This window comes from Synechococcus sp. MIT S9508 (assembly GCF_047303045.1).
In the GTDB taxonomy this organism is placed as follows: Bacteria; Cyanobacteriota; Cyanobacteriia; order PCC-6307; family Cyanobiaceae; genus Synechococcus_C.
Genome location: NZ_CP138941.1, coordinates 1769969 through 1792578 on the forward strand (window position 1 = coordinate 1769969; position 22610 = coordinate 1792578).

Sequence of the window (22610 nt, forward strand, 5' to 3'; positions counted from 1 at the left end):
TTTTGATTCGTACAAAATCAAGTTGGTTTTCATGATGCCTGACAGTAACAAGCTACAATCCGCTGAATATGAGTTTTCTGGCGAAAATTTTTGCTTGATGCGTGAGACGGTTCAAGATGAGGCTTATGTTTTGTATATGGAGGACAGTGGGAAATGGGCTGAGATGAATTGGCAAGGCTACTTCGAAGACGGTGATATTGATACGTTGAAAATGATTGAAGAGATTACTAATAACATTATTGCTCTTGATGATTGGCTACCTGATTCACAGATGCCATCAAAGCCCTTTGCTTATTACGAGGAAGGCCATATCTATTCTTTCTGGAACCAGAAAATTGAAAAAACGGTGGAAGTCGAGGCATCATGCTTGGATGAAGCTTCTAATATTATGTTTGGTGATGGTGAGTATGATCCGAATAATTGGAAGTTAATTTTGATTGATCAGGAGCCGATCACGCAAGTTTGATGGCTAATGACTCTGATTCTTGAGATCAATACACTGAGATTTCCTATCAAGATGCCGAGCTCAACCTGTTGACTAAACTGATTTTAGCGAGTCATTTCAGCCAATGTCTTTACAAATCATTATAGCTTTGTTGGTGGTTTGTCTTTTAACGTTTGTCCCTCCAGGACTGGCTTCCAATCTTGATTCTTATCTCAAGGATGGTGCTGAAAAATTACAATCCGGCGATTATCATGGAGCCTTGATTGAATTCAATAGGGCCATTGAGCTGGATCCAGAGAATGCAGCTGCGTACCAATATCGTGGTGTTGCTAAAGCTAGATATGGTGATTTTGAGAGTTCAATTATTGATTACAGCAGGTCAATAGAGCTTGACTCAACAAGCAGCGAAACGTATGGCAGTCGAGGTATTGCGAGGGCGCGATCTGGTGATCTATCTGGTGCCATTCTTGATTTCGATGTTGCGATTCAAATGAATCCTAACGATGGCGCGGCTCACTTCAATCATGGAATGGCGATGGAAATGTCAAACGATCTTGAACGAGCATGCTCGGATTGGGCCCAAGCGGACCGGCTTGGTGATTCTCAATCTATTGTTTTTATCAGAAAGTACTGCAGACCCTAGAAAATAATATATTGGCCAAAATATGTTTGTAGCAAACTTGATTCGCTATAAGTATTTGAGCAATACTGATAGAGGAATAAATTGAATTTTTAAGTGAATTTTTAAGATGTCAAAGTCGAATGCTGAAAAATAATTTTTTGTCTACTTTCAGAGTTCATCAGTTGGTTTTGAATAAATCAGATGCCATATCCCGGAAGCCCGACAAATTTTTTCCTGGAGCCCTCTTATTAGGCCGAATTGAATTTCCCGGACGTAAGGCATTCGGAGCAAAGTTCACTAGAGCGCGAACAGGCTGATCCGCTTCTGCTGCTGCGAGTTGAGCTGCGATCGCTTCGGCTGTCGTTAACGATGGCTTTTTCTGGTTGGACGCATCAAGTAAATTTGAGTCAGTTGCATTTCGCTCAAACTCAGTTGTTTCGCTATTATGACTCTTCTGAACTTCCGAATTTTCGTCCGAAGAGGCAATTGTGGTGACTTCTGATCTTTGATCTTCGACAATCTCACTGGTCTCTGCTGATGGTGCTTGTTGCAGGGGACGTAGCAGAAAAATTCCGAGAGCAAGCACTAACAAGGACAAGATCGTTGCAGGGAGTCCCAGAGTGCGACCCTGAAAGTTCCAGAGAATCGATGAACCAGTAAGTCCAAGGACGCCTGCGATCGCCACCAAGGGGCCGAGAAATTTCACTAGAAGATTTTTCATGACGTAATTATGGCGAATCTAATCCAGTTGATGTGAGTTGGAACGGTGCGGGAGATCAACAAGCTTGATCCTGATCCAGGCGGAGCCTGATGCCTGTGCAAATTTTTCCTTGTGTTTGATCTTGAAGTCAATGATGTATCAAAGTCATCATCCAGGTTGGCTTTGTGACACCCGCGCTGTTTTCGATGCCGTGATGTTCTTTGGTTGTTTAATTGCTCAAGGATTGCAAAGAATTGATTGCGAGCATTCATTCATTTTCATTTGGATTGGTCTGATTTGGTCTCTAATGTTATTAGGAAGTCCAGTAATTGATTCTTGTCATGCGGCTGTATTGGCTCAAAGTTTTTTTTAGTAACCGCGTTGTTCTTGTTCACGCATTTGGAGCCGTATTTTTTGGTATTGAAGAATTGCTCGCTCTTTGCTGAGATGTGGAAACAGAGCTGATGCTTCTTGTTGATTGATGGGATCCAGTAACAAATCATAATGTCGTTCTGGTGTTACTTCCTCGGCTGATCGCTCCCATCGTTGATGGATCGGCAGCCATCCAAACCAGCGTTGGCGCCATTGGCCAAAGGTTTCAAAAGGATGCATAGATCTTTTCTGTGGAGTCGATGTTTTCCGTTGTGATTAGGCTTGAAAACTCACGCGTTGATAACAGAACCACAGCCATTGCTGAAAGAGAAGATTTCGGTGTGATCTCCAAAGAGTCTGAGGATGGTCAGAATCAAAGTTCTGTGGTGGCGGTACATCGCCCCGGGCTTTGTCTCGTTCCATTTCCGCCAGAATTCTGTCGACGTTGTATTCGGGATGCCCAAGATGCATCAGTTGTCGTTGATCTGGTGTTTCGAAGATCGTGTAGCCGACTGACTCTCCATGTGCAAGTAGTCGCAGACGCCCCTGTCGTTGGGCTTCCTCCATCGCGGTATCTGGAAGCGTCGCGTAGCGACTTTGCGGACAGAGAAATTGATCGTTTTGAGTTCCCATCAGAGAATGGCCTGGCACAAGGCTGCGCATCGGAAACACTCCAAAGAGTTTCTGTTGAAGTGGCACTTTGCGAACCCCAGTCAGATACGCCAGTGCAAATCCGGCCCAACACAAACCAAGAGTGCTGGCGCAGCTGATGCGTGCTTCATCAACCAGTTTTACGAATTCTCTCCAATAGGTCACCTCTTCAAAATCGAGATGTTCAACAGGTGCGCCGGTGATTATTAATCCATCAAGAGGTCCCTTGGCATTGGCCTCGTCCCAGCTTTTGTAGAGGCCGTCAAGGTGAGATTGGTCCCAGCTCTTGTACGCATGGGACTGCAAACGAATCCAGATTGGTTCGATCTGCAGCACTGAAAGTCCCAGTGGATGCAGCAGGTTGAATTCGTACTGTTTCCCCAAGGGCATGATGTTCAGAATTCCGATCCTCAAGGGCCGGATGTCCTGACGTTCAGCCTGCTCTGGTTTGATCCAGGAAATGCGATTGCGTTCAACGGCGGTGATCTTGTGATAGTTAGCCGGGAGGATCAGAGCCATGTCACAACATCTCCGATCAGGCGCCTGATGCCAGGGCCTGATCGAAGTCAGACTTGATGTCATCAATATGTTCAAGGCCCACCGACACCCTCACCATTGTTGGCGTCACGCCGGCGGAAGCTTGCTCACTTTCGCTTAGCTGTTGGTGTGTGGTGGATGCCGGATGGATCACCAATGTTTTGGCATCCCCCACGTTGGCCAGATGGCTTGCCAGTTTCAGGCTGTTGATGAATCGCACTGCATCGTCATAACCGCCGTTGAGCGAGAACATCAACATGCAGCCCATTCCTCGGCCTGTCAGATATTTCTTGGCTGCTGAATGGTATGGATCGCCGCTCAGGCCGGGGTAACTAACGCTTGTGACCTTCGGGTGTTGTTGCAGCCATTGCGCCAGCTCCATGGCGTTTTGAGCATGGCGTTCGACACGCAGGCTCAGCGTTTCCAGGCCTTGCAGCAGTAAAAAGCTGTTGAAAGGACTCACTGCCGGGCCCCAGTCGCGCAGTCCTTCGACTCGGGCTCTCAGTGCAAAAGCAATGTTTCGATTGTCTGGAAGTCCCAGCATCTTGCAGATGTCACTGCCGAAGCCAAACGCATCCCAGTGCACAAGACCGTGATACGCAGCGCTGGGCTGGCTCATCAGCGGGAATTTGCCATTGCCCCAATTGAAGGTGCCAGCATCCACAATCACCCCGCCGAGACTGGTGCCATGGCCACCAATCCATTTGGTAGCGCTTTCTACTACCACATCAGCACCATGCTCGATTGGGCGAAGCAAAGCACCGCAGGCCCCGAGGGTGTTGTCCACGATCAGGGGAATGCCTCGTTCTTTGGCGAGAGCTGATAGCCCTTCAAAATCAGGGATGTTGAAGCGGGGGTTGCCCATCGCTTCCACATAGATCGCTTTGGTGTTGTCGTCGATCTGCGCGGCAAAGCTGGCAACATCGTCTCCCTCGGCGAACTTGACGTTGATGCCGAGGCGGGGGAATTGAACCTTGAACTGGTTGTAGGTCCCGCCATAGAGGAATGACGTGGAGACGAAATTATCCCCAGCCTGCATGCAGTTTGTGATGGCCAAGAACTGGGCTGACTGTCCCGATGCGGTGGCAAGCGCTGCGACACCTCCTTCCAGAGCAGCCACCCGCTTTTCGAAGACATCCGTCGTCGGATTCATCAGTCGGGTATAGATGTTCCCGAATTCCTTCAGTCCAAACAGATTGGCGCCGTGTTCTGCGTCATTGAAGACGTAGGAACTGGTCTGATAAATCGGTACAGCTCTTGAATTGGTTGTGGGATCAGGGACCTGTCCCGCGTGCAGTTGCAGGGTCTCAAAGTGCTGATCCGTCACGGCGATCGCAAAAAAGTCAATCCATTTCTAGCGGTGCAGCGATCGAGCGACCTTAGCCGGCGTCTGGAGCAGGTTTGTCGGTTTCTGCCAGTGAGGGAAGGGTCTGACGCAGCAGCGGAGTCAACTTGCTGCGCACTTCGCTGCGAAAGCTGTCGACCGTTCCGCCCAGCAACACCGGATAGGGCTGTTCTCCAGTGAGTTCGCGTAAATGACGCCATTTGCTGTTCTCCTTTTCTTTCAGTTCCGCCAGCGCGGCCTGAAAGTCATGTCTGCGTAATTGCATTTCCTCGCCGACCAGCGCAGATGCCTGTTCAGCCATCTGCTCCCGGAAGGCATCAAAGCTCTTAGCTTTGATCGTGTCCGGAAGACCAAGGACAGGCTGGTAATGGTCTAGAAGACGCAGCTCTTCCTCCAGAAGAATCGGCCACGCTCCCTGAGATCCTTCAGTGAGCTGCATCTGGGACTGTGCCGCGCACATGGCATCCAGGTGGAAACGCAGCCAGCGGTAGTAGGACTTGTCTTGCGTGTTCTTTTTGACAGTGGCTTTGCCGGTTGCAAGAACGGGCAGAGCTGCTTCGGCTTTGCGCAGAAAAAGACGATCTTCCCGCTCCAGGTTCATAGCCCCCCAGCGCTGCCGATACTCCCAGAGTTCGGCGTAGCGACTGACATCGTCAGCAGACCAGCCGAGACCGGCCAGTTCGTCGGCGCGATGGGTGAGTTCTTTTGCCACGCAGCTTGTTGAGTCCTGATCTCAGAAGCGTAGATGCCAGACGATGAAAGGCCAGGGGGGATGGCCACTGTTGCAGCATCTTCAACCCATGTCTGCGTCTTGCTTCAGGGTTGGAGCTCTTCCTTCAGCGGTGCACTGTGGCGGTTTTGTCGCAGATAGTCGATCACCCCAATCGGTTGTTGTTGCTCATAACCCTCATGCAGCCAAAGGTCACCGCCTGAGGAGGCGTAATGGATCTGCCATTGGTGAAGACTCCGATAGGTCAGTGGCTCTTCCTTAAGTAGTGCTGCGTAATGGAGCACTGCTCGGCCGTAGTGGTCGCTGTTGTTGTAACCCCAAAGTCCGCTCCGGATGTCCTTCAACCCTCCGCGTCTCACGAGATAGCGAGCTGCTGCATGAATGGCATCCCATGGGTCACGGATATTGCCACCATTGCCGATGCCTGGTTCTGCCCAGGTGGTTGGTAAAAACTGCATCGGACCCTGGGCATTCGCAACGGAAACGCCATCGATCCTTCCCATTCCGGTTTCCACCAGATTCACTGCAGCCAGAACAGTCCAGTCGATCCCTGTGGCCGCAGATGCACTGCGGTAGGCCTTGAGTAGTTGATCAGCAGACGCAGGTGACTGGATTCTCCAGGCCGGCAATGTGGACGATGCAGGTCCACGGTGCATTGCTAGAAATTCTCTGCGGGCAGCGATGTGCTGGTCAAAGACCCAGCGCCAGCGTGGATCAATACGGGAGCGGACGTTCTCACTCAGCTGCGGGCGCTTGGAGAGAACTCTGTAAATCACCTGTTGCTGGTGGGCCAGAGCGGCGAGGTCTTGTTGAGCCAGCTGCGGGGTGATTAAAGCAGCCTCGATATCGGTAATCAGCGCGGCGATGTCACTTGGTTCTTTCGGCACCAAGGGATAGTTCCGACCATTCGGAGCAACGGGCAGGCCTGTCTGCTTTGGCAGGTTCGGGATTGTTGCGCTGCTTGGCGTTGTATCGATAGCCGTCTCGATGGTTTCAACCGTCTTGCAGGCCACGGTGATCGGACTGAGCAGAACAGCAATGCTCATCAGACAACGCACCCAGACCCTGGTGTCAGGCAGATGACTGTTCACCAACGCAGAAAACCCCTCCGGTCATGGAAGTCTGGCTTGTCTGCTGGATGGGACAGAGCCCAATAACTCAGACATTTACTTCGGTCTTCCAGAACCATGCTCAGGGCAATTTCAGGAATCTCTGCGTGAGGCCACCAGGGCTGGAGTGGAATCTGAATGGTGCAGCGGCAACCAACACGTTCAAAGCTGAAGTGCACTTCAGGGGGTTCCGCCAGTGGCTCTGCCATGCCACCCGTGCGGTAACTGCTGAATTGATAAAGGTTCCAGTCTCCGTTCGGCGCAATATTCACCTCCCAGTACCCTTCGTCACCCGGACGAGCAAGAAAGGCTTCGAAACAGGTGTGCTTCCAAAGGTTGTCTTGCCTCTGTGACGTGTTCTCTTCCTTAGTGCTGTTGAACAAGAGGCCATCGACGCAGCTTTCGGCCAGCTTCGGGCCAAGGCTGAAGCTCAGTTCAAGAGCAGCGTCTTCGGTCCAGACAAACTCCGCGGTAGCGAAAACCGCCGGGCATTGAGCATGGTCGAAGGGAATGAGTGGGCAGACCTGCCTGACCATCACAGGGTGTCGTCCCATCCCTCAGGTCCTCGTCCAAGCTGTGCCGGTTTGAGCTCGATGCCTTATTGCGTGCCTTGTCGTCACTGTTGAGTGGTGAAGTCCGGCCTGTTGAGATTCGCAGATTAGGAGCAGAGTCAGAATGGAACCAGGGGCAGCTGACAAAACATGAGCCTGAGAGAACACTTCGCTGATCTGTTGATTCGCGCTGCCTGCCGCATCGCCCCACCTGTGAGTCCCGACGAATTCGAAGACTTGCCACAGTTGTTGGAACCCTTGGAGGATGCTGACCCTCTCACGATTCCAGCTTCGGCCGATGCTGCTGATCTGCCTTCCGTGGAACCACTCTCGTTGGATCAACGTGTCATCAGCCGTTCGGTTAAAACCCTTAAGGCCGAAGCCATCAGCTCCCTGGCCACTCTTCATGCAGCCCATTTAGTGGGTGCCTCCGTCTGGGATGAGCGCCGAATTGCTGCTCGGGTGAATGCTGCCTCTGGTATCAAAGCTGCCAGTCCTGAAGTGCTTGCTGAAATCGAGGGGTTGGCCGTCACCTGGCAAAACGACCTGTCTGCCATCACCAACGCGCTGCAGCAGGTTGCTGCCATCAGCTGTCCAGAAGCACCGATTTCTCAGGACCTTCGGCTTGAGGGGGAAGAGCAAGACCTTGCAGCAGATCTGATCGAATCCTGTTCCGTGGAACTAACGCGCCATCAATTGGAACTGGCCAACCCTCAGGGCGAAGACTCTGAACAAGATCCAAACGCTGAACAAGATCCAAACCAACAAGATTGATCGACAGACTCAACACTCAATCAAGGACTGAGCTGGAACAGCTGTGCAGGTTCTTTGCAGTCTGAGGGCAGGGATTGGCAACAGCGACACCGGTTCACGCTGAGCTGAGTCATCCTGGTTTGACACCAAGCAAGCAGCAGAAGATGTCAAAGGAAACTGGAAAGAATGATCGCTCCCCTGGTTATAGGCAAGCCAGGGAGTGGTTGATTTCAGCAGCTCTAGAGACTGTGCTTGATCATTGTTCAGGCGAGGATCTTGCGCGGCTGAGGCTGAATGTGTCCTCAGAACTTCAGAACTGTGATGTACTGATACCTGATTTTAATGAAGAGACCAATCAATATGCTGATCTTATTGTACAGCAAGCAATCGCGACGATCTCTATCTTGATCTCAAAGGAATACAATATCACTATTTTAAAGTAGGAAGCCTGATCCCATTTCACTTCTTGAGAGGGGTTTGATTTTTGTAGGCTGATCCAATGCATTGTTAATCAGCGAAGATCTGAGTGATTTTTGGTTGTCAATATGGCTGAAACTTATTGCGCTGACTTTGGCGGATCAGTAGGCAGGTGTTTTGCGCCACATGGGAGTGGGGTTTATTGTTTCCATCCTGTTGATTCTTGATGGCATCCTCTGTAGCCCATTGTCTTGACCTGATTCGCAGGTGATTGGTGGCAAGCTTATTGCTTTTTGGCAGAACAAATCTTGTTTTTCGGAGGATGTCGCAAAGGAGCAGCTACAAGAGATTTGGTTTTTCCTTGTAGTTATATCCCTTGGTCAAGATGTTTGTTTCATTCTCTTCGGTGCACTCCGCCTGTGTGCTTAAGGCTTAGCGTTCTTGCGATAATTCTTCGATCAGGTTGTTGAGATCTTCCCATTGATTCTCGATCGATCGTGTCAGCGCAAACTGAACCTCAGCACGGTCGAGATTGTGCTGAGGCCTTGATGTTCGGAAGTAGCGGTCTCCCGACAGATGATCTGTGAGAAAGCGGATTCCAAGCTCAAGTGGAATCAGGCGAATGCAATCAGGTAGGTAGCGGAAATCCTCTGGCGTGAGGAATGATTGACCGATCGACAGATATCCCTCAAGGATCGCGCGGCAAAGGTTGAGATCAAAGCTGACCTTTCCTGGATCGAGAGTTTCCTCTCCCAATCTGTTGCAGCAGGAACGTAGACAGTCGCCGATGTCGTAATGAACCAGTCCAGGTTTCACCGTGTCAAGGTCGATGAGACCGACGGCCTGTCCGGAGGCGTTATCGATCATCACATTATTGATCTTGGGATCTCCGTGGATCGGTCGTCGTTTCAGTTCACCTCGTGCGCAGGCCTGCTCAAGAACATCGATCCCTTGTCTTCGCTCTTCGATGAAGGAGACGGCCTGAGTGGTGCGATGGCTGATCTGATCATTTGATCTGGAGAACACCAGGTCGAATTCAGCCAGGTAAGCCGGCGCAATGTGGAAATTCTCGAGCGTGTCTGCCAGTTCGTCAGTGGCCAGATCACTGATTAGGTGGTGAAACATCCCCAACCCGTAGCCCAGTTCACGGGCATGAAGGTCGTCTTGGATGACATCCGTTGTGGTGGCTGCACCGATGTGGGTGATAGACCTCCAGAACTCCCCTTGATGTTCCACCCAGTGGCCATCGGCATCCAGTGTCGGCAGAACTTTGGGAACCTCCCAGCGACGACCCAAAAGTTCTGGCGGTTGTTGTGCAAGACGCTGCTCAACGTGGCTGCCCAGTTTCAGCAGATTGCGCATCACCAATTCAGGTTGTTCGAACACATCAGTGTTCAGGCGCTGCATGACGAATGCTGATCGTGATGCGCTGCGATTGAGTGTCACCAAAAATGTGTCGTTGACATTTCCAGACCCGAGCTGGCTGATCCCATCGATCTGTTCCGGTGGATGGAACAGGCCTGCAATGGTCTCCAGGATCGAATTGGAGCTGGAGAACGGGGAGGACACGGCGAATCGCATGGGTCTCATTACGAAACATGCCGTCTTTATTGCCCTTTGCCAGCAATCAGTGTGCGGAAAATCAGGCGGGAACGCGGCAGCATGGTGATCGTTGTCTGAATGGCACGGGTGCCACGAATTCTTCACACCGCTGACTGGCAGATCGGCAAGCCCTATCGCTGGATTGAAAATTCTCAGAAACAGGCTCGTTTGCAGCAGGAGCGCGTTGATGCCGTTCTGAGGATTGCTGAAGTAGCAAGCCAGCAAGAGGTGGACGTAGTGCTGGTTGCCGGTGACCTGTTCGACTCGAGCACGGTGGCTGCTGCCATGGTCATGGAGGTGCTGGAAGCGGTGGGATCGATCCCATCACCTGTGGTCGCGATCCCTGGAAACCATGATCACGGTGGTGCCGGTGGGATTTGGAGGCGTGAGGATCTCCGCCGGCAGATGCAGCAGCGTGCTGGCAACCTTCAATTGCTCCTCAAACCGGAACCGGTTGATGTTGCTGGTGTCACTCTTCTGCCGTGCCCCCTGCAACGACAGCGGATGAGCCAGAGTCCTTCTCTCTGGCTCGATCAGCTCAACTGGACACAACTCGATCCGTTGAAACCGCGCGTTGTTCTGGCCCATGGCTCGGTGCAGGGTTTCGGTGATGAAGGCCAGGTCAATCAGCTTTGCTTTGAGTCTCTGCCCCGTGATCAAATCGATTACATCGCCCTTGGCGACTGGCATGCGCTGATCGAGGTTGATCGCAGAACCTGGTACAGCGGCACACCGGAACCCGATCGTTTCCCCACCGGGCCCGATGACTTGAGATCACAGGTTCTTGTGATTGATGTGGAGAGGACCCAACCGCCAACGGTCATGGTGAAACCCACGGGTCGTCTGCGCTGGCACCGGATCACCATGACCCTCAACAGCGATGCCGATCTGCCCCGGCTTGAGCAAACACTGGTCGAATCTGTAGGCAGTCGCGTGGGTCGCGATCTGATGCGGCTTGAACTCAACGGACAACTTGGTCTGCAGGGCCATCTCCAATTGGAGGAACGCCTGGCGCTGCTCGGGGAACAGCTTCTTCACCTCCGCCTGCGAGGCAAGCTGCACCGTCAACCAACCGCGCAGGAGAGGGATGAGCTGCTGCTTCGGATGGATAGTCCCCTGGTCAGCACCATTGCGGCAGGTCTTCAGGACGAGCTTCAAAGCAGTGCTGATCCTCTGGTTGAACAAGCCTTGATCGAGTTGCACCGTCTCTGCTCCATGGATCCATGCGCCTGATTCGTTGCCGACTGGAAAGCATTCGCCGGCATCGAGCGCTTGAGGTGTCCTTTGCTCCTGGGCTGACCTTAATTGGAGGTGCCAATGAATCCGGTAAAAGCTCGCTTGTGGAGGCGATGCACCGCACATTGTTTCTGCGTGCTTCTGCCACGGGAGCAGCAATTCGTGATCTGCGCTCGGCAACACATGCAGGTCATCCCCAGGTCGAGATCGACTTTGATGCTGCTGGGCATCGTTGGTCATTGTTGAAATGTTTTAGCGGTGCCGGCGGAACCAGCCGCTTGAGTCGAGCAGGTCAGAAGGCTTTGCTTGGTGGCGATGCCGAGGACCAGCTGGCTGTTCTTTTGGGAGTCGAGGAGATCATCGGTAGCCGTCAGGTGAACCGTGTTTTACCCACCCGTTGGGCTCACCTCTGGGTGATGCAAGGACTGGCCGGTCGCAATCTGCTGGATCTCAGCGGCGAGCACTATGACCTCAAGAGATTGATCACTGCTTTGGAAGGCCAGGCTGAGCAATCTCTGCAGTCGCCGATGGATCAGCAGGTCTACAACCATCTTGAGCAACTTGTGGCCTCCAGCCTCACCAGTCGGGGCGTGAAACAAAACAGTGAACTCTGGAAGCGCCGGCGGGACGTTCAACAAGCTTCAGAGCAACAATCCGAAGCACAGGAGCGACTGCTCAGTTATGAAGCAGCCTGCATCGAGCTTGACGCCAATGAGCAGGCTCTTGATCAGCTGGAGTGCCGTGCGCCGGAAGTTCAGAAGCGACGTCGACAACTTCTCGCTCTCAAGGATCTGCAACAACAGCTGGCTCCTCTTCGTCTTCAGCAGAGCCAATGGCAACAACAACTCAGTGCTCTGAGTCGTCTGATCAAGGAAATGCAGGCTGCTGAAACGGCGATGAAGGTGTTGCGACAGGAGCTCAAGGTCATGAACGAGTCCGCCGAGACCACCTCCATCACACTCGTTGATCAACGACGTGCTTGTGAACAACTCGACTTCAAGCGTCAGATGCTTGAAGAGCGTGGCCATGCACTACGACGTCGTCAGGACCAGGAACGGCTTGAACAACGGATCCAGGAAATGCGTCGTCACAAGGAACAACGCGCCAAATTCGAACAGCAGAAATCGCAGCTCAAGCAAAAGCTGACGGCACTGCCAAGTCGCGATGCCAGCGATTTGGCGGCTCTTCAAGCTCAGCAATCACAGCTCCGTGAGTTGGAGATCCGCCTTCAAAGCATGGCATCGCGAGTCGAATTGCAATCCTCGAACATGACTGTGCGCCTCGATGGCGAACAGCTCGGGATTGGCGACGTTGCTGAAAGGACTGGTGCTTTTCGGCTTGAAGTGGGTGAAGACGTCACCCTGTTGGTCAGTCCTGGAGAAGGGACCGGCCTTTCAACACTGATGGCCGAGAAGACACAGTGTCGGTCTCTGTTGGAGCAGAAGCTCAAGCTCTGGGGTGTCAACAGCCTCGAGGCTGCTGAGGCTCTGTTGCAGACGCGCACGGAGCTACAACAGCAGCTTGCTGTTCTTGATGCACGTCTTCGCCAGCTCATGGAGCAGCAGCAGAGCAACCTGAAGAGTGATCAAGACCTCGAACAACTCGATCAGCAGCTCGCTGAGCTGCGACAACATCCAGTTGATCCGGAGATTGTTGTTGAGGACGACCTTGCAAAGGCTTTGGACGACTGCCGCCAGAGTTATCAATCGGTTCAGCAACGGGTCCGCTCACTGCGTGAGGACTGTGAGCGCGTGGAACGTGAACAGAAGGGATTTGCTAAGACGCTTAAGGATCTCCAAATTCGACTGGAGCGTCATGAGGCTCAGCATGCCCAGCAGCTTCAGCAACAACACGAGATCGAATCGCGGCATGGCTCAGCGCAAACTATCGATTTTGAACTCAAGAAGGTCACGCATCAGTGTGAGCTGTTGCAGGACCAACTGCTCGTGCTGAGCGACAACTGTGGTCTGGCCTCTGGCACCAAGGTGGAGACATCACTGGCTGAGCTGGATGATCGTGAGCTGAAGCTCAATCGTCAACGCATCGATCTCAATCGTGAACGGGGTTCATTGCTCGAGCGCTGTGAACGTCTCGGAAGCCGTGAACTCCATGCCGAACTTGAGGAAGCGTCCAATCGTCTTGAGCTGGCGCAACAGTCAGAAGAACAGGAAACCCAGCTGGTTGAGTCACGGGTTCTGCTTCTCAAGCGATTCCAGGACGCGCGTGCGGATCTTTCACGTCGTTACTCGTCACCACTGAGAACCAGCATTAATCGTTTTATTGCCCCGTTTCTGCAGCATCCCGGCGACAGCTCGGAGCTGCATTTTGATGCCAGCGACGGCCTGAAGGATCTGCGACTTCAGCGCTCAGGTCAGAGCCTCGAGTTTTCACAACTCAGCGGAGGACTCAAGGAACAGCTCAACGCAGCTGTTCGCTTGGCGATCGCTGAGGCTCTGCGAGATGGTCACGACGGCTGTCTTCCTTTGTTGTTTGATGACGCCTTTACCAACAGTGATCCCTCGCGACTTGAAGCGGTTGGGAGCATGCTCCGGCAGGCTGTAGATCTGGGTCTTCAGGTGGTGCTTCTCAGTTGTGACCCCAATCCCTACCGAGAGGTTGCCGATGCGGTGATCGACCTCGACGTTCACTGATTGTTTGGACTTGGATGATCAAGTTCAGAGTGCGTTTTCGATCACGTTCATGGCTTTGAGATAGGCCGGTGGTTCATCAGCTGTGTCCTGTTCCTCAATGCCGTTGTCATCCCGAATCAAGCGGCGGGCGTTATCGGCAATCACAGCATTCACCAACAAATCCATCGCTTCGGGCTGGTCAAGATTCTGGAGTGCCTCTGCGTACCGCCGGCTGTGGGTGGGTCGCACCGACTCCTGGCAGTAATTGGAGAGCTCACGGCTTTCGGTCATCACCGAAAACGCCACATCTTTGGTGGTGGAATTTCCATAAATGGCCATGTAGAGCAGATTCACCATCGATGCGTCGTGCACGGGAATGGCGTATTTGCGCACGATCTGTGGCCAGTAGCGCAATGACTTGAGACCTTCCAGGCCTCCTTTACGCAGGCCTGCCTGTTCGCACCAGTTCTCGAGCTCTTCCATCGAGTGTGGACAGCGCTTTTCGTCGAGCATGTGCTCTGCTAACACCTGACCTGCATGGAAATTTCGGGTCGGTGTGCCGGAAACCGGCAACATCATGCTGCCGCGTACGTCAGCCACCATGGCGGTGAGTTGCGCAAAGGTGTGATCGCGCACCTTCTCCATATCTCCCCCGCGCACTAAAGCCGCTTCGATCCTTTGAACGCCATAACCGAGCTCCGTCAGTGCAAAAGGCTGACGGTTGTAAAGCCTCTGGCGATTGCGCCGAGCCATGGAAACCGTTGCCGCTTGGTCCAGACACTGGTCAAGCAGAAGCGTCAGCAGAGTTGGAAGCACTCCAGGGTTGTCCTGGTGATAGGCGTAGCCAAACCCGGCGAACACCGACGACATGTTTTTCGCTGCCTTGATGTACTGCCCCTCAATGTTGTGAACCCCAGCTGAGACCTGAATGTTCGGCGACAGTCGATCCAGCATTCGCGCTCCCAGGAGCGCTGTCAGTGCGTTGGGATGGCAGAAGTTGGCCGTGAAGCTGTCGAGCGGATTGCGCAGGGCGCCATGACGGTGAAAGCCTGAGAAAAAGCCCAGGCTTGGGACTTTTTCACATAGCACATACGACTCGTTGATCAGGTTGTCATGACTGAATGATCCGGCCAGGCAGGCCAGAACAACGTGTTGCCGACCCAATTGATCCCGCAGTTGAATCGCTTCGATCAGGTCTTCTTCAACATGATTGCTGTTGGCACTGAGCACCACCAGCTCACAGCGTTTGAGCAAGTCAGCCAGTGTGTTGGGCTGACGCACACCACCAACTCGATGGCTGCCCATGCGTTCCATGACCGCCACATGCTTCGGGTCCATGCCGTCGAGGGCCGACTGCGTGAACGCACCGAGAAGCTCGCGATCGGGTCGGGGTGCCAGCAGCAGATTCTCTTCGTCCTTCTGCTGCATGGCGCAGTTGTAGGCAAGGGAAGCGGGATAGAGCCCCACGCTGTAAAACCCGACCTTTCCGGTTTCCAACTCCCAGACCCGCTGACGCACCTGATCCCTGTCGAGGCTTGGAGGAAAGAATCCGTTTGAGTTCAACAGTGCTGCAGTACTGAGACTCATTGCAATGAAGGGGAGGATGAGGTGAACAAAGGATGGAAAGCTTGGGCTGGCAGCCGAGTTACACCACCGCTGTCTTTGGCAGTGTCATGAGCTCGGAGCAAACCGTTGGATCAGCCTGTTCAACCTCAGCATTGATCCATTATCTGCTCTCAGGTCAGAGGGAGCTTCGCCCATGCTGCAGGGATGATGGCTGAGAACACCAGCCGAGAATCTCATTCCCCAAGTTTGTGAATGGTTTGTCTGGCGACAGATGGAAGAATCGATTGGTTGAGATGTGCATCATTGAAGACTGACTTTGCGTTGACAATCGGTTGCTGTGCGTCAGACAGCTCCAGAGAATGTTGCTTTTGTTCGAGAGATCATGGCGTTGATGGTTTATACTTATTTCAAGACCTAATGCCTTTATTTAGTTTCTGAGCGATGAATAGCCTGGAAATGGAGAACGAAATTCGTGTTTTGCTCGGAAGTGGAGAGATTGGAGTGCTGGAAGGTCTTTTGGTGGATTCGGCGGATTGGGGAGTCAATATCAGGATGACATTAAATGAAAATTTTGTCGAAGTTGATTTGATTAAAAACTGGGATGGATTTGAAATGATTTTGCTTGATGATCAAAATCGAAGTTCTATCCAAATTGATGAACTCAAGGACATTCTGCAGGTTTTAAAAAGTCACTATTAATCCTCCTGTGACACTGTTTTGCTTCCGTTTTCGTAGGCGAATTTCATTGCAAAGATTGCTAGGTTTAATGCCAATGTGAATGAATTTGCGATCATCACCGGTTTGGCGTCAGCCTGATACCCATAAATCACCCAACAAAAACACCCTGTGCTGAACGTGAGCAGCAAAGCATAGGAAACGTCCTTGGCTGATCGCGTTTTCCATGTTTTGATCACTTGTGGCAGAAATGCGATTGTTGAAAGTGTCGCTGCTGCGAAGCCGAATATTTCCGATGAACTCAAATCTAATGTCATATGAAAAATGTTCATTGATCAAGGTTGCAGCCTTGATGATAGCTGAATCAACCAATTGTTTGAAGCTAAAGAACACGGAATCTCAGGCTCAGGTTTTTCAAGACATCCTCAGAACTCAGGGCGATCTTTCAGGCAGCTTGAATCTGGCCGAGCCCGTTGCCAGCATTCATCCACAAGTGATGTGATCCTGTAACTTTAAAGGTTTTCGGCGGTACAAGAACAAGAGCTAGCATGCCCCTCTGGTTCATGGAAGAGAAAGCGATCAACGATGAACTGGTTAAACTGGACCTGCAGTCAAATCAGCATCGCCATGCTGATTTCCTTGGCGTCAACCCATTTGGAAAGCTTCCTGCTTTGATCGACAGTGATGTCCTTCTTGAGGATGGATCTCCACTCAAGTTGTTCGAAAGTGGTTCAATTCGTTTGCATCTTGCCGAGACTTATAGCTTCGGCCTCATGTGCTTGATTCGTTCCCTCCAGTCGTGATCGTGAATTTCCACGACTCATGGAGGTGCTCAATCGTTAACTAAATCCTGAGCGTCCTCTGGTTGGCGATTGCTGAGGTGCGGCTGACTGCGCTGTTCAGGCCCATCTCAGTGACCTGCCATTGTTTTCCCCAGAGCTTGCTCTCAGCCCCTATCCGGTGATTCAGGCTGTGATTGAGCGCACCCATCTCCGGCCTGCTTTCAGGTTGGTCATGGGTTTTGCCTGAAGTCTGATTATCGTTCCGCTGTTCGATGATTGGCGATTCAATCGCTGCATGGGAGGGTGAGAACCAAGCTCGCGACAGTATGGTTGGGATGGATCTCGCTTCACTGCATCAGGAACTCGTCGCCAGTCCAGACCTTTTGATCGTGCAGGACCTTGACGGGGTCTGCATACCTCTGGTGAAGAATCCACTCAGCCGGAGCCTTTCTGCGGATTATGTGCATGCCGCTGCTCGATTACGTGGCAGTTTTGTGGTGCTGACCAATGGCGAACACGAAGGTCACCGCGGAGTGAATCGCCTTGTTGAGAAAGCACTCGGTGACAGTGAAAAGGCCCGAAGTCAAGGTCTCTATCTCCCCGGGCTCGCTGCCGGTGGTGTGCAGCTGCAGGATGAATTCGGCAACGTCACGCATCCAGGAGTCAGTGAGGCTGAAATCAGCTTCCTGGCATCGGTTCCAGGGCGGATGAAGGCACTGATGTGTTCCATGCTCCCTGCCTTGATGCCGGAATTGAGCGATCAGGAGCTATCCGTTGAGGTTGACCTGGCGGTTCTAGATACTCAGCTCTCACCAACCATCAATCTCAACCACCTGTTCAGTCGGATCCCTGATGATGTTGCGCATCAGCGCCGATTGCAGTCAATGCTGGAGTCGCTCATGCAGCAACTGATGGCGATGGCCGTTTCCGAAGGGCTTCACGACTCTTTCTTCCTGCATGTTGCGCCGAATCTCGGGCGTGATCCTCTTGGCTGTGAACGGCTCAAGCCTGCCGTGAAGCGAGATGTTGGCAGTACCGACATCCAGTTCATGTTGCGAGGAGCCATCAAGGAAGCGGGATTGCTGGTGTTGATCAATCGCCACATCGCAGCACGCACAGGCACGGCACCTCTCGGTGAAGCGTTCAACGTCAGAACAGCACCCAATGACCATGAAGCACTGCTGGCTCTCTGCAAGCAACGGATACCTCGTGAACAGATGCCTCACCTCGTCGGCGTTGGTGACACTGTCACTTCAACGATCAATCCTTCTGGAGGAGGCTGGTTGAGAGGAGGCAGTGATCGAGGCTTTCTCACTCTCCTTCAGGAACTCGGATGCAGCTACAAACGTCCAAACCGGGTGGTGCTTGTCGACAGCAGTGGCGGAGAGGTTGACCGACCGTCGTTAACCGATGGCTCTCTCGCTGGGATCAGTGACCCTGAGGATCCTCTGCATTTCGATGTCTGCATTCCTGGTGGTCCCGAGGCCTATGTGAACTGGTTCATCGCTTTGTCGGAAACTCGGACCGAACTCACACCCTGAAACGTTCCTGCCAAATTGATCTCGGTGTGTGCCCTGATCGTTGAACAGTCGCCTCCCTCACCTTGCGGGTGATTCGCCAGAATTCCAACAGGTCACGGCTTCAGATCGCACCCCGACGTTGACATCAATCTTTCCCGAAACACTGAGGTTCCCCCCCGTTCGTCGAGGCAGATTGACCACCCTGCAGGTCAACCTCGGCTATCGATGCAATCAGAGCTGCAGTCACTGTCATGTGAATGCCGGCCCCTGGAGGAAGGAAATGATGGCTAGGGAGCTCATTGATCTGATCCCTGAGGTGCTCGCTCGCCTTGGTCTTCGCTGTCTGGATCTCACCGGCGGTGCACCGGAACTGCACCCTCAGTTTCGTGAGCTTGTTACGGCGGCCAGGGCTCTTGGCGTCGAAGTGATCGATCGCTGCAATCTCACGATCCTCAGCGAACCCGGACATGAGGATCTTGCTGAATTCCTGGCGGTGATGGGTGTGAGGGTGGTTGCATCTCTGCCCTGTTACGAACAGGAGAGGGTGGATCTGCAGAGAGGCCAGGGGGTCTATGAGCGCAGCATTGCAGGTTTGAAGCAGTTGAATCGGTTGGGATACGCCCAACCCGGATCACCCTTGCAACTGGATCTGGTGTTCAACCCTTCAGGCCCTTCCCTTCCTCCGGCTCAGGAATCCCTTGAGGCCCAATACCGGCAGGCCTTGTCTTCTAGCCACGGGATTGCGTTCTCCCACCTACTCACGATCACCAACATGCCGATTCAGCGGTTCGCGCGAGATTTGCAGCATCAGGGTCAGCTCGAGCCGTACCAGCAGATCTTGCGTGAGGCACATCGACCGGAAAATATTGCTGAGGTCATGTGCCGAAGCCTGATCAGCGTGAGCTGGACCGGAGCGCTCTACGACTGCGATTTCAATCAGCAGTTGAATCTTGCATCTAACGCTGGCCCTCGAGTGCTCGCTGATCTACTCAGCGCTGCGGATGGACTGATGGATCAACCGATTGCCGTCGCAGACCATTGTTTTGGGTGTACGGCTGGCAATGGATCCAGTTGTGGTGGATCTCTTAGTTGAGAGTGACCTGAACGCCAGCTGGCGTGAACAGGAACACATGCACCCCAAGCCGATGTTCCTCACCGTCGACAGCCCTCACGCCACCGGACACGAAATCAGCGGTGCGTTGTGCCTGGGCGATCTCCATGGACGTGAGATCAAGCACCACCGTTCTTTGACTGCGAACAGCCAGAACAGCTGCCATCCCCTCCGTCACGTCTTGCGGACGGATCACAAGCAGTTCCCGTAATTGGGTTGGAGTGAATTGATTCATTACTCTCAGCCTGGCGAGGCTGGAGGAAATCCGCATCAACCGTCACCATGCAGAGATGACCAAATCTTCCTCACCTGATTCGGCGCCAGCTCATTGCGGCAGTAAGCCCAAACGCCTGGCTGTTGGAATTGCCCCACTCGGCACTGTTTCGATCGGCATCGTGCCGATGGGAGTGATTTGTATCGGCATCGTTCCGATGGGGGTGGTCTCCATCGGTGTGGTTGCCATGGGGGTGATCAACCTCTCAATTGTGGGAATGGGACTGCTGGCAATCGGTGCCAATACCATGGGGGTCTGGACGGTTGGACCGATGAGCATGGGTTTGGTCCAGATCGGTGGGCGAGGCAGCCACAATCACAGCAGCCCTAACCACAACAGCAATTCTCTCGCTGAGTCAGAGGACGATCCACGCTTGCTGGCTTTCCCAACCAAAGCTGAAGCTGAAGCACAGGCCAAGCTGATTGGCTGTGAGGGAGTCCACCAGATGGGCAGTCACTGGATGCCTTGTTCCGAGCATTCAACAGGCCATCACTAGGAAGCCCTGATCAGCGGCATGCAGGGCAGATGCCACGCACATTCAGGCTGGAATCGATCAGTTCAAAATCGAATTGCTTGCAAGCATCACGCCCTGCCTGAAGTACAGGCTCATTTTCAAATTCTTCCGTACGGCCGCAGCGCACGCAGACAAGGTGATGATGGTGAATGTGTTCTTCATCCGCCAGCTCGAAACGACTTCCTCCATCTCGAAGTTCTAGTTCCTGAAGAAAATCCATCTCCACCAACAACCGCAGGGTGCGGTAGATGGTTGCCAGCGAGACCTTGGACTGATTGTCCACAAGCTGACGGTGGACCTCTTCCGCACTGAGATGACTACCGCTGCCGATCTGTTCAAACAGGTCCAGCACTAATCGCCTCTGCGGCGTCATCCGACGCCCTTCCTGGTGTAGCCCCTTCTTCAGAGTTCCGGTCGCTTCAGCAGAAGAGGTTGCAGGCGACATGCAAACGGAATGCAGTGTTTCTCAATAGTACGCACTATTGAGAGTCAACACCAGTGCTCGTTGACGACTTGTTTTCACCTTTGGCTGGTCGCAAGCGTGACCTCTGATACGAATCGCCAGTCCAGCTGTGACGTCAACTGCTAATGGGTGCGTTTTGGGGCTGATCTTTGCGGAACCTCATGCCGATTGATCTGACATCGGACTTAACAAGCCTCAACAGCCCGTCGAGGTTCAAGCCGGCAAACCCGATAGGCTGACTTGCCGTTCGATGAAAAGAGTGTCGGTCTCCTGGTCGGTGCTAATGCGCTTCGTCGCGAGCGGCCTTTTCTTGTTGGCTCATGGATTGCTGGTGCTTGAACACATCGCACTGGGAACAGCACTTCACGGCGTTGCCGAAGTCTTTCTGGCTCCCTGGGCGTTGCGTCACCGTGCCTGGGACCTGATTGTGATTGGGTTGATTTTCTGCGTTTTTGACCTGTGGGGAACCCTGAGATTGATCAATGTGCTGGGTTGAGCGTCACAGATTCCATCCACCAACGGGCCACGCGTCCAGCTTGATTGGGTTGAGGCGCTGGCACCGTGACCACTACGAGCCGCTTGTTGCTCCGTTGGTAGTCGTAACGGCAGTATCCAGCACCTGTCCCTGAGCAAGACGCCAGTGACGACAGTTGATTGCCCGCCAGCTTCTGCTCAAAGGTCTGTACTTGTCCTTCAGGAGCAGGATTCCAGCCTGTGGAAGTGAGGGTTTGGTCGACAACCAAAATCGATTGCCCTGCCTGCAATTCAGGTGGACGTTGCTCCGCTTTGAGATCAACCCAGATCCCGGACATGATGAGTCCGGAAAAAAACAGCAGCCAGCGCATAACCGAGCCCGTTTACTCAGGCATAGCCATGGATCTGCTTCTAATGCCACGCTTCAGCGTTGATCCTGTTCGGCCTCTCTGGCTCCAAAGACCAGAGCGGCGAAAAAAGGCAGAACCGCAAGGGCTGTGAGGATTTCCACCAGTGATCTTCGAGTACAAGGAAGCTTGCGCTGTGTAACGGATCGCTGTGGTTTCAACAGTTACCAGCGCAATCACAACCCACAGCAGCTCCTTGTGATTCACCGGCTCGGTTCTGGATAACAATCAGGCCGACAGAACGATCGCCTGAGCGAATGATTGGTGTCCAGTCAGTTCATTGCACATCGAAGATTCGCGAGGAATTAATTGTTGTCGTTTCAGTATTGATAAAATTTTTGCATTGAATCAGCTCATTGAAGTTGTGTGATATGGAGTCAATCAATTTCCTTCCCATAAAAAATAACCACCTAACACACCAGCTTTATTGGAATGCAACATCACGTCGTTTGATAACTCCGCTTCTTTCAGAAGCTTGCTGTTGCCACCACCCAAGTGCAAAAAGTCCCAGTTCCAGATGTACTTTGTCGTTGATATGACTTTTTTAACACGCTGAATCCACTTCTCTTTGCCAATTTCTTCAAGTGCCGGTCTGCCGATATAGTCTTCGTACGTCTTTTTCTTTTTAAACAAATGATGGGCAAGTTCCAAGTTGGGTACCAGCCGTCCATCAAGAAACAAGGCTGATCCCATTCCTGTGCCAAGGGTCAGCACCATTTCAACACCCTCTCCGGAAACACATCCATATCCCTGTACATCTGCGTCATTGGCAACTCGAGTCGGTTTTTTTAGGCGCTGTTCCATTTGAGCGGCAAGATCAATGCCTAACCAATGGGTATCTAAGTTGGCAGCAGTTTCAATGATTCCATTGCTGACGACGCCAGGGAAGCCAACGGCAACACGATCAAATTCGGGTACTTTTCTGGTCAACTCTTGAATGACCCCAAGAATTGATCCCGGGGTTGCAGGGTGAGGAGTTTCTTGACGTTGTCGATCACACAACTCACTTCCTGTGGGGTCAAGAACAATGAGCTTGACACCTGTGCCGCCAATATCGACGCAGAGAGTGTTGGCTGATGATTTCATTCTTGCGCTTAATATTAATGATAGTCTATATCTGAAAA

27 protein-coding genes are annotated in these 22610 nt (G+C 52.6%); 12 read left to right on the top strand and 15 right to left on the bottom strand.

Annotated elements, in window-relative coordinates; all coding sequences use genetic code 11:
- Positions 1–34 precede the first annotated feature (34 nt).
- Both SIB42_RS09765 and SIB42_RS09770 read left to right on the top strand, forming a co-directional pair.
- Positions 35–466 (top strand): hypothetical protein, encoded by a 432-nt coding sequence (locus SIB42_RS09765; protein ID WP_156485250.1) that lies wholly within the window; start codon positions 35–37, stop codon positions 464–466.
- 103 nt (positions 467–569) lie between these two features.
- Positions 570–1088 (top strand): tetratricopeptide repeat protein, encoded by a 519-nt coding sequence (locus SIB42_RS09770; protein ID WP_067097319.1) that lies wholly within the window; start codon positions 570–572, stop codon positions 1086–1088.
- A gap of 157 nt (positions 1089–1245) precedes the next feature.
- Here SIB42_RS09770 and SIB42_RS09775 read toward each other — a convergent pair whose 3' ends face one another.
- The 7 genes from SIB42_RS09775 to SIB42_RS09805 all read right to left on the bottom strand — a co-directional run bounded on the left by SIB42_RS09775 (position 1246) and on the right by SIB42_RS09805 (position 7065).
- A complete protein-coding gene (locus SIB42_RS09775; protein WP_067097317.1) occupies positions 1246–1788 on the bottom strand; it encodes a hypothetical protein in 543 nt (180 codons plus the stop codon).
- A 348-nt stretch (positions 1789–2136) separates the two neighbouring features.
- Entirely contained in the window at positions 2137–2379 is a 243-nt protein-coding gene (locus SIB42_RS09780; RefSeq protein ID WP_067097314.1) for a hypothetical protein, read from the bottom strand.
- A 36-nt stretch (positions 2380–2415) separates the two neighbouring features.
- Complete coding sequence (locus SIB42_RS09785; RefSeq protein ID WP_067097311.1) at positions 2416–3309, bottom strand: homoserine O-succinyltransferase; 894 nt, start codon at positions 3307–3309, stop codon at positions 2416–2418.
- A gap of 16 nt (positions 3310–3325) precedes the next feature.
- The gene (locus SIB42_RS09790; RefSeq protein ID WP_067097308.1) at positions 3326–4654 is read right to left on the bottom strand and encodes an O-acetylhomoserine aminocarboxypropyltransferase/cysteine synthase family protein; all 1329 of its coding nucleotides are present in this window, start codon (positions 4652–4654) and stop codon (positions 3326–3328) included.
- 52 nt (positions 4655–4706) lie between these two features.
- On the bottom strand, positions 4707–5384 hold the full coding sequence (locus SIB42_RS09795; RefSeq protein WP_067097305.1) for a hypothetical protein: 678 nt from the start codon (positions 5382–5384) through the stop codon (positions 4707–4709).
- A 104-nt stretch (positions 5385–5488) separates the two neighbouring features.
- On the bottom strand, positions 5489–6448 hold the full coding sequence (locus SIB42_RS09800; RefSeq protein WP_067097566.1) for a lytic transglycosylase domain-containing protein: 960 nt from the start codon (positions 6446–6448) through the stop codon (positions 5489–5491).
- Between the two features lie 41 nt (positions 6449–6489).
- Positions 6490–7065: a DOMON-like domain-containing protein gene (locus SIB42_RS09805; RefSeq protein WP_067097301.1), complete on the bottom strand. Its 576-nt coding sequence runs from the start codon at positions 7063–7065 to the stop codon at positions 6490–6492.
- A 147-nt stretch (positions 7066–7212) separates the two neighbouring features.
- Between SIB42_RS09805 and SIB42_RS09810 the strand changes: the two genes are divergently transcribed.
- Together SIB42_RS09810 and SIB42_RS09815 are read left to right on the top strand one after the other, a co-directional pair.
- The gene (locus SIB42_RS09810; protein WP_067097298.1) at positions 7213–7836 is read left to right on the top strand and encodes a hypothetical protein; all 624 of its coding nucleotides are present in this window, start codon (positions 7213–7215) and stop codon (positions 7834–7836) included.
- 74 nt (positions 7837–7910) lie between these two features.
- Positions 7911–8258, top strand: coding sequence for a hypothetical protein (locus SIB42_RS09815; protein WP_156485248.1), 348 nt, complete (start codon positions 7911–7913; stop codon positions 8256–8258).
- Positions 8259–8664: 406 nt separating this feature from the next.
- Here the strand turns inward: SIB42_RS09815 and SIB42_RS09820 are convergent, their stop codons facing one another.
- Positions 8665–9813 carry a phosphotransferase enzyme family protein gene (locus tag SIB42_RS09820; protein WP_067097292.1) on the bottom strand — a complete coding sequence of 383 codons (1149 nt, stop codon included), beginning with the start codon at positions 9811–9813 and terminating at the stop codon, positions 8665–8667.
- Between the two features lie 99 nt (positions 9814–9912).
- On the opposite strand from SIB42_RS09820, the gene SIB42_RS09825 reads away from it, so the two are divergent.
- Positions 9913–11067, top strand: coding sequence for a metallophosphoesterase family protein (locus SIB42_RS09825; RefSeq protein WP_369818468.1), 1155 nt, complete (start codon positions 9913–9915; stop codon positions 11065–11067).
- Positions 11058–13721, top strand: coding sequence for an AAA family ATPase (locus SIB42_RS09830; RefSeq protein ID WP_067097289.1), 2664 nt, complete (start codon positions 11058–11060; stop codon positions 13719–13721). The genes SIB42_RS09825 and SIB42_RS09830 overlap by 10 nt, the downstream gene beginning before the upstream one ends.
- Positions 13722–13745: 24 nt before the next feature.
- Here SIB42_RS09830 and SIB42_RS09835 read toward each other — a convergent pair whose 3' ends face one another.
- Positions 13746–15287 carry a hypothetical protein gene (locus SIB42_RS09835; RefSeq protein ID WP_067097286.1) on the bottom strand — a complete coding sequence of 514 codons (1542 nt, stop codon included), beginning with the start codon at positions 15285–15287 and terminating at the stop codon, positions 13746–13748.
- Between the two features lie 420 nt (positions 15288–15707).
- On the opposite strand from SIB42_RS09835, the gene SIB42_RS09840 reads away from it, so the two are divergent.
- On the top strand, positions 15708–15965 hold the full coding sequence (locus tag SIB42_RS09840; RefSeq protein ID WP_067097283.1) for a hypothetical protein: 258 nt from the start codon (positions 15708–15710) through the stop codon (positions 15963–15965).
- Here the strand turns inward: SIB42_RS09840 and SIB42_RS09845 are convergent.
- Both SIB42_RS09845 and SIB42_RS09850 read right to left on the bottom strand, forming a co-directional pair.
- Positions 15962–16180: a SemiSWEET family sugar transporter gene (locus SIB42_RS09845; RefSeq protein ID WP_231856473.1), complete on the bottom strand. Its 219-nt coding sequence runs from the start codon at positions 16178–16180 to the stop codon at positions 15962–15964. The two genes, SIB42_RS09840 and SIB42_RS09845, sit on opposite strands and share 4 nt — an antisense overlap.
- Positions 16074–16334, bottom strand: coding sequence for a hypothetical protein (locus SIB42_RS09850; protein ID WP_231856477.1), 261 nt, complete (start codon positions 16332–16334; stop codon positions 16074–16076). Before SIB42_RS09850 ends, SIB42_RS09845 begins: the two co-directional genes overlap by 107 nt.
- 170 nt (positions 16335–16504) lie before the next feature.
- Between SIB42_RS09850 and SIB42_RS09855 the strand changes: the two genes are divergently transcribed.
- The 3 genes from SIB42_RS09855 to arsS all read left to right on the top strand — a co-directional run bounded on the left by SIB42_RS09855 (position 16505) and on the right by arsS (position 19336).
- Positions 16505–16744 carry a glutathione S-transferase N-terminal domain-containing protein gene (locus SIB42_RS09855; RefSeq protein ID WP_369818467.1) on the top strand — a complete coding sequence of 80 codons (240 nt, stop codon included), beginning with the start codon at positions 16505–16507 and terminating at the stop codon, positions 16742–16744.
- Positions 16745–17049: 305 nt separating this feature from the next.
- Positions 17050–18264: a glucosylglycerol 3-phosphatase gene (gene stpA, locus SIB42_RS09860; protein ID WP_067097556.1), complete on the top strand. Its 1215-nt coding sequence runs from the start codon at positions 17050–17052 to the stop codon at positions 18262–18264.
- Positions 18265–18382: 118 nt separating this feature from the next.
- The gene (gene arsS, locus SIB42_RS09865; RefSeq protein ID WP_067097553.1) at positions 18383–19336 is read left to right on the top strand and encodes an arsenosugar biosynthesis radical SAM (seleno)protein ArsS; all 954 of its coding nucleotides are present in this window, start codon (positions 18383–18385) and stop codon (positions 19334–19336) included.
- Here arsS and SIB42_RS09870 read toward each other — a convergent pair.
- Positions 19329–19589, bottom strand: coding sequence for a cell division protein SepF (locus SIB42_RS09870; RefSeq protein ID WP_067097280.1), 261 nt, complete (start codon positions 19587–19589; stop codon positions 19329–19331). The genes arsS and SIB42_RS09870 overlap by 8 nt on opposite strands.
- A gap of 55 nt (positions 19590–19644) precedes the next feature.
- On the opposite strand from SIB42_RS09870, the gene SIB42_RS09875 reads away from it, so the two are divergent.
- The gene (locus tag SIB42_RS09875; protein ID WP_067097277.1) at positions 19645–20124 is read left to right on the top strand and encodes a hypothetical protein; all 480 of its coding nucleotides are present in this window, start codon (positions 19645–19647) and stop codon (positions 20122–20124) included.
- Positions 20125–20134: 10 nt separating this feature from the next.
- Here SIB42_RS09875 and SIB42_RS09880 read toward each other — a convergent pair whose 3' ends face one another.
- Entirely contained in the window at positions 20135–20587 is a 453-nt protein-coding gene (locus tag SIB42_RS09880) for a Fur family transcriptional regulator (RefSeq protein ID WP_067097274.1), read from the bottom strand.
- Positions 20588–20888: 301 nt separating this feature from the next.
- Here SIB42_RS09880 and SIB42_RS09885 point away from each other — a divergent pair, with 301 nt between their 5' ends.
- Positions 20889–21101 carry a hypothetical protein gene (locus SIB42_RS09885; RefSeq protein WP_067097271.1) on the top strand — a complete coding sequence of 71 codons (213 nt, stop codon included), beginning with the start codon at positions 20889–20891 and terminating at the stop codon, positions 21099–21101.
- Here the strand turns inward: SIB42_RS09885 and SIB42_RS09890 are convergent.
- Positions 21085–21417 carry a hypothetical protein gene (locus SIB42_RS09890; RefSeq protein WP_231856467.1) on the bottom strand — a complete coding sequence of 111 codons (333 nt, stop codon included), beginning with the start codon at positions 21415–21417 and terminating at the stop codon, positions 21085–21087. The genes SIB42_RS09885 and SIB42_RS09890 overlap by 17 nt on opposite strands.
- Before the next feature lie 450 nt (positions 21418–21867).
- Positions 21868–22572 (bottom strand): ROK family protein, encoded by a 705-nt coding sequence (locus SIB42_RS09895; RefSeq protein WP_067097266.1) that lies wholly within the window; start codon positions 22570–22572, stop codon positions 21868–21870.
- Positions 22573–22610 lie beyond the last annotated feature (38 nt).